The sequence below is a fragment of the Robinsoniella sp. genome, from assembly GCF_034124845.1.
In genome coordinates this window covers 1-5,590 of record NZ_JAWYAJ010000572.1, presented here as the reverse complement: position 1 = coordinate 5,590, position 5,590 = coordinate 1, and the positions used below count along the sequence as shown (strand labels likewise).

Sequence of the window (5,590 nt, the reverse complement as noted above, 5' to 3'; positions counted from 1 at the left end):
ATTTAACAGAGCACTGGCACCCCGGCGCAGGACGTTTAAATCGTGGAACAATTCGTAGCCCGTAATGCAAGGGACATCCAGTTCTTCCGTAATGATGCGATGTGCCGTTTTTTCATAAGCAGCTCCATTATATTTCGGGTGGATCTGTACCACGGCAATGCTGTCATAATCACTAAACTGTGTACGGATATCCTGGCGGAACTTTTTCCAGTCCGGCTTATTCTCCGCAGGCAACGAGCAAAGATCACTGCCAACAGCAGGGGGATTGACTTCCGGGCGCAGTGCATCAGCAGGATCCCCATCCATAAAATAGATTTCCCGGGAGGGAGGCAGACCGTAGGATAGATAGGTCTCATCTACTGTCCTTGGATTTACCCCGATAAATATGAGTTTAGCTCTTCCGCCTTTGCTTTCCACACAGGCATTCGTTGCCAGGGTTGTGGACAGTGCCATAAAGGATGCAGACTGAAGGGCCGTCTGTGATAACTTTTCCAGTACATTGGTAATGCCTGTTTCCAGGCGGCTTTTTGTGGTCAGAGATTTTGCGCTTTCTAATATCTGTTTATTCTCCAAATCATAGATGACAGCATCTGTATAAGTGCCGCCGGTGTCAATGCCAATTCCAATCATGATAATTTCCTCCATTCATGAGCGTGTTTAAAATTCTTTCCAGCCATCTGCAAGCCCTGGTGCCGACCTGGCCGGGCGGCACTGGTACTGCATTGCACAATCTGTATCTGCTGTTTCTACATATATTATAGCGTTTCCGGCACCAGGGATTTTTTCAAAATTTTGGATTTTTAGTAAAAATTCTATGAATCTAAAAAATTTCCCAATAATCCAGGTTTTTTACTTTTCTATTCCGGGCAGTGAGTTTATAATAAATACAGAAAGGGCGATAGCAGGATGTGTGCTATATGCAAAGGGTAAAAATATGGGAAATTACAGTGAATTGGATATTTATTATGATAAAATGACAGAGAAACTGCTTACATATTATGAATCAGGTGAAAATAAAACCATCTGGGAGCTGGCGGAAGAACTGATGGATATTGAAGGGCTTCCCATGCATTGCCCGCCCCACCACTATCTTATGCCTGGAGTGCTTTTGACTGCCTGTCATAAGGAAGAGGGAGATGAGACGGCAGTTCTGGAAGAAGATCTTCGGGAAGCACTGTCCAGGGCGAAAAATGTACTGGGCGGATTTTGCGGACTCTATGGCTCCTGCGGAGCGGCAGTGGGAGTTGGAATCTTCTTAAGCATTTACACCCAGACAACACCGCTTTCAAAAGGAACCTGGGCATGGACTAACCATGCGGTAGGCAGGGCGCTGCTTGCTATTTCCGGTGTAGATGGTCCCAGATGCTGCAAGCGGAATACCTATCTCGCTTTAGAGAGTGCGGCTGAAAGTATCCGGGAGTACCTTGGGATCCAACTGGAAAAGCCGGAAAAGGTGATTTGCAAATACTACAAGAACAATAAGGAATGTAAAGGAAAAGCCTGTCCGTACTCTGAATAGGCAAATCCTTGTTATAATACGCACCAGGAGGAAAACATGTCAAGAATAGAAATTACCGTACCAAAAAAGGCAATGCCGAAAAAAGATCCGGAGCATCCCTGTCCGTGTCAGGACAGACCGGTGAACCTGACTTTTAAGACCGGCACGCTGACCTGGTTAAAAGAGATCGGGGAAGCAGTGGAAGAAGGGGAGACTGTGTGTGAGGGAGAAGTAGAAAAGAAGGCTCTGGAATTTACAGCACCCTGCAGCGGCACCCTGTGCGAAATCTGTATTGAAGATGAAGAAGAGTTTGCGTTTCAGGAGATACTGGGTTACATCGAAGATGGAAAGGAGCAGAAATGAAAAAAGAGATTGATTTATATCTGATATCAGGTTTTCTGGGGGCAGGCAAGACAACCTTTTTGCAAAAACTTCTCCAGGCACTGCCCAATAAGAAGATTGGGGTCATTATTAATGAATTTGGCAGCCTGGGAATTGACGGCATGCTGGTGGAAAAAGAAGGTATTCAACTGGTGGAAATTAATAACGGTTCCATATTTTGTGCCTGCTTAAAAGGGGGATTTGTAAAAACCCTCATTGGCTTTTCAAAGGAAGATATAGATATCCTGCTGATTGAGAACTCAGGCATGGCGGATCCTTCCAATATGCATCTGCTTCTTCAGGAAATGGAACATATGGTAAGCCGTTCCCAGGCAGATTCAGATGCCCGCCCTTACCGGTACCGGGGCGCAGTCTGCATTACGGACAGCGTTACGTTCCTGCGTCATGTGCAGGTATTGGCACCGGTGCAGAATCAGATTGCATCCAGTAACTTTATTGTCATTAATAAAGTGGATCTGGTGAATCAGGTAACCATTGAAAAGATAAAAGGAAAAATCCGGGAATTGAATCCCAAAGCATACCTGTACGAAACGATGTTTGCACAGGTTCCCCTGGGATTACTGGATGAAAAACTAATTGATAACGGTTACGTGGGTGAAACCAGTAATCAGCCATGGAACCGCCCGGCGACTTATTCCCTGGAATGCGGGACAAAAGTAAGTAAGCCGGATCTGGAGCAGTTCGTGAAAAAAATGCAGCCTATGGCACTGCGTATAAAAGGAATCGCAGATACGCAGGAAGGATGGATCCAGGTGGATGGGGTAGGAGACTATCTGGAAATAAAGCCTTTTAAAGCGGGAAAAAGGGATGTAATTACACACACGAAGCTGGTGGTCATTGGCAATGGTCCCGAGGAATTTGAAGAGAAACTGGAGGATACCTGGAAATCAACCTGCAAGGAAGCGTGTGAGATTTATGAATAGAATTGACGGCATATTATATGTAGAAAGCCCGTTTACAGATCCCTGCAAAAATCTGGCACTGGAAGAATATTTTTTCTATCACAAGACAGCAGGGTATCCCGATGCTGACATGCTGATTTTATGGCAGAATGAAAACAGTATTATCATTGGGAAACACCAGAATACGCTGGAAGAAATAAATGAGGAAGCAGTGGAAAAGTACGGAACAAAAGTAGTGCGCAGAAATACCGGCGGCGGCGCTGTGTTCCATGATCTGGGGAATCTGAACTTTTCATTTATTACTACAGAAAATGAAGATATGGATATTTCTTATGAGAGATTCCTGGAACCGGTTATAGGAGCTTTAAAGACATTGGGAGTACCAGCCGTGAAAAGCGGCAGAAATGATATTACGGCGGATGGCAAAAAAATATCCGGCAATGCCCAGGCACAGCATCAGAACCGGATACTCCATCATGGTACGCTTTTATTTTGTGCAGATCTTGCAAAGGCAACAGAGCTCTTAAAGGTCAGCCAGGATAAGTTATCCTCAAAAGGTGTGAAGTCGGTGAAGAGCAGAATCGGCAATATCATTGACTTCCTGGATGAACCTGGGATGAATGTACTGCAATTCCGGGATTATCTGCGCACTTATTTGGAAAAGGAAGCCGGGGGTATCACAAAGGTGGAAATCACACCTGGGATACTGGCGGAGACAGAGGAACTGGCACTTCACAAATATGGTTCCAGGGATTGGAATTATGGACGCTCCCCCATGTTTAACCACAGGAAAGAAAAGCGGTTTGCCAATGGAAAAGTAACGGTAGAGATGTTAATTAAAAAAGGTATGATTACCGCATGTAAAATCAGTGGTGATTTTCTTTCCCTCTGTCCGGCATCTGACATAGAAGATATGCTGATTGGATTGGAATACAGGCGGGAGACAGTGGAAGGGGTATTAGAGCACGTACCCCTTGTAAAATATTTTGGCAAAATTACAAAAGACGAACTGATGGAGTGTTTTTACTAAAATTATTACCAAATAACTATGATTTTTTCAAAATAAATTTTGACTTGCTGATATAATGAGTGTATGGTTGATGCCGTTAATCCGCAGGCGGTATCAGGGCGTATAGATATGAAAAATACATAAAGGAGATTATTAGAATGAATTCAAGAGAATTAGTATTTCGTGCAATGCAGTGTAAAGAAGTAGAACGTATACCCTGGGTTCCTTTTGTAGGATGCCACGCAGCAAGTCTGATAGATGTAAATTGTGAGGATTTCTTTAAAAGTGCAGATCATATTGTAAATGGAGTATTAAAGGCAGTAGAATTGTATCAGCCGGATGGGATTCCCGCATTATTTGACCTTCAGCTGGAAGCAGAGGCTATGGGATGCAATCTGACTTATGCAAAGGATAATCCGCCTGCAGTATCCAGCCACATCTTAGAGCAGGGCAAGACGCTGGCTGATCTGAAGATCCCAACACAGGAAGACGGACGTTTCCCCATAGCAATGGACGCTACAAGACGCATTGTGGAAGCCATTGGTGATAAATGTGCAGTTTATGGTTTAATCACAGGACCCTTTACTCTGGCACTTCATTTAAAAGGAACCGATATCTTCTATGATATGCTGGATGAACCGGAAGAAGTGGAAGAATTAATGGAATTCTGCCAGAAGGTAGCGATCAATACTGCAAAAATGTATATCGATGCCGGTGTGGATATCGTAGCAATCGTTGATCCTATGACTTCTCAGATTTCCCCTGATAACTTTGAAGAATTTGTAACACCTTATGTAACACCTGTATTTGATTACATTCGTGAAAGAGGCAAACTGGGATCCTTCTTCGTATGTGGAAATGCAAAACGTAATATTGAAGCAATGTGCCAGACCCATTGCGATAATATCTCCATCGACGAAAATATTCCGCTGGAGTATGTAGTGGAGACCTGTAAACCATACAAGGTATCTGTAGGCGGTAATATCAAACTGACTCTGACCATGCTCTTTGGAACACCTTATGACAATGTGAGAGATGCTACAAACTGTATGAATATCGGCGGAAAAACAGGATATATTCTGGCTCCCGGCTGTGATATGCCTTATGCAACCCCCGTTGCCAACGTTCAGGCTGTTACCAGCACCGTGCACGGCAATATCGAAGAGATTTTTGAAGGCGAAGATGTTATGGCAGGTGTAGACTATGAATTACCGGACTATGCAAGCGAAAAACAGGTCATAATAGACTGTATTACACTGGATTCCGAATCCTGTGCTGCATGTCAGTACAATATGGAAGCCGTTTACACTGCAGCTGCACCACTGGGTGATAAAGTGAAGATCATCGAGCATAAGATCAAAGAAAAAGAAGGCGTTGCCTGCATGATGAAATTAGGTGCTAAAAATGTACCGACAATCTGTGTGGACGGCGAAGTGAAATATGAAAGTATTCTTCCGGATAATGCAGAACTGACTGCATGTTTCCAGGCAGCAGTAGATAAAAAAAGCTGATAAGTGATGGCAATGTGTGAGGGCTGTTCCCCAATTATGGGTAGCAGCTCTTATTTTTGTGGAAATATATATACGGTCATGGTAAAATAGTTGGGAAAGAGACGATGGGTAAGGCAGATAAGATAAAAAATATAGATGACTCAGGAAGTATTATTGCAATTTTATAAATTATAAGGAGGTAAAAAGTATGGAATACAGATTGATCGGAGAGGTTATGCCGGCAGTGGAAATGCGACTCAGGCAGGGAGAAGCCATTTATACCCAGTCT

Annotated in this window: 6 protein-coding genes; 5 read left to right on the top strand and 1 reads right to left on the bottom strand. The window is 43.7% G+C overall.

The genetic code is table 11. The features are described 5' to 3' along the window. The coding region (locus ACH2DQ_RS28380; RefSeq protein ID WP_395028746.1) for a hydantoinase/oxoprolinase N-terminal domain-containing protein at window positions 1–630 on the bottom strand (630 nt) is incomplete at its 3' end. Window positions 631–910: 280 nt separating this feature from the next. Between ACH2DQ_RS28380 and ACH2DQ_RS28375 the strand changes: the two genes are divergently transcribed. The 5 genes from ACH2DQ_RS28375 to ACH2DQ_RS28355 all read left to right on the top strand — a co-directional run bounded on the left by ACH2DQ_RS28375 (window position 911) and on the right by ACH2DQ_RS28355 (window position 5,322). Beyond that, on the top strand, window positions 911–1,519 hold the full coding sequence (locus tag ACH2DQ_RS28375) for a DUF5714 domain-containing protein (RefSeq protein WP_395028745.1): 609 nt from the start codon (window positions 911–913) through the stop codon (window positions 1,517–1,519). A 36-nt stretch (window positions 1,520–1,555) separates the two neighbouring features. Then, on the top strand, window positions 1,556–1,861 hold the full coding sequence (locus ACH2DQ_RS28370) for a biotin/lipoyl-containing protein (RefSeq protein WP_394915168.1): 306 nt from the start codon (window positions 1,556–1,558) through the stop codon (window positions 1,859–1,861). Continuing rightward, window positions 1,858–2,823, top strand: a complete 966-nt coding sequence (locus ACH2DQ_RS28365) for a CobW family GTP-binding protein (RefSeq protein WP_394915169.1) — start codon at window positions 1,858–1,860, stop codon at window positions 2,821–2,823. Before ACH2DQ_RS28370 ends, ACH2DQ_RS28365 begins: the two co-directional genes overlap by 4 nt. Beyond that, window positions 2,816–3,832 (top strand): lipoate--protein ligase, encoded by a 1,017-nt coding sequence (locus tag ACH2DQ_RS28360; protein WP_394915170.1) that lies wholly within the window; start codon window positions 2,816–2,818, stop codon window positions 3,830–3,832. The genes ACH2DQ_RS28365 and ACH2DQ_RS28360 overlap by 8 nt, the downstream gene beginning before the upstream one ends. 137 nt (window positions 3,833–3,969) lie before the next feature. Further along, window positions 3,970–5,322, top strand: coding sequence for a uroporphyrinogen decarboxylase family protein (locus ACH2DQ_RS28355; protein ID WP_394915171.1), 1,353 nt, complete (start codon window positions 3,970–3,972; stop codon window positions 5,320–5,322). Window positions 5,323–5,590: the final 268 nt, after the last annotated feature.

Coding starts and splice junctions, on each gene's coding strand:
- ACH2DQ_RS28360 (WP_394915170.1), top strand. CDS start 2,816: ATGAATAGAATTGACGGCATATTATATGTAGAAAGCCCGTTTACAGAT.
- ACH2DQ_RS28370 (WP_394915168.1), top strand. CDS start 1,556: ATGTCAAGAATAGAAATTACCGTACCAAAAAAGGCAATGCCGAAAAAA.
- ACH2DQ_RS28355 (WP_394915171.1), top strand. CDS start 3,970: ATGAATTCAAGAGAATTAGTATTTCGTGCAATGCAGTGTAAAGAAGTA.
- ACH2DQ_RS28365 (WP_394915169.1), top strand. CDS start 1,858: ATGAAAAAAGAGATTGATTTATATCTGATATCAGGTTTTCTGGGGGCA.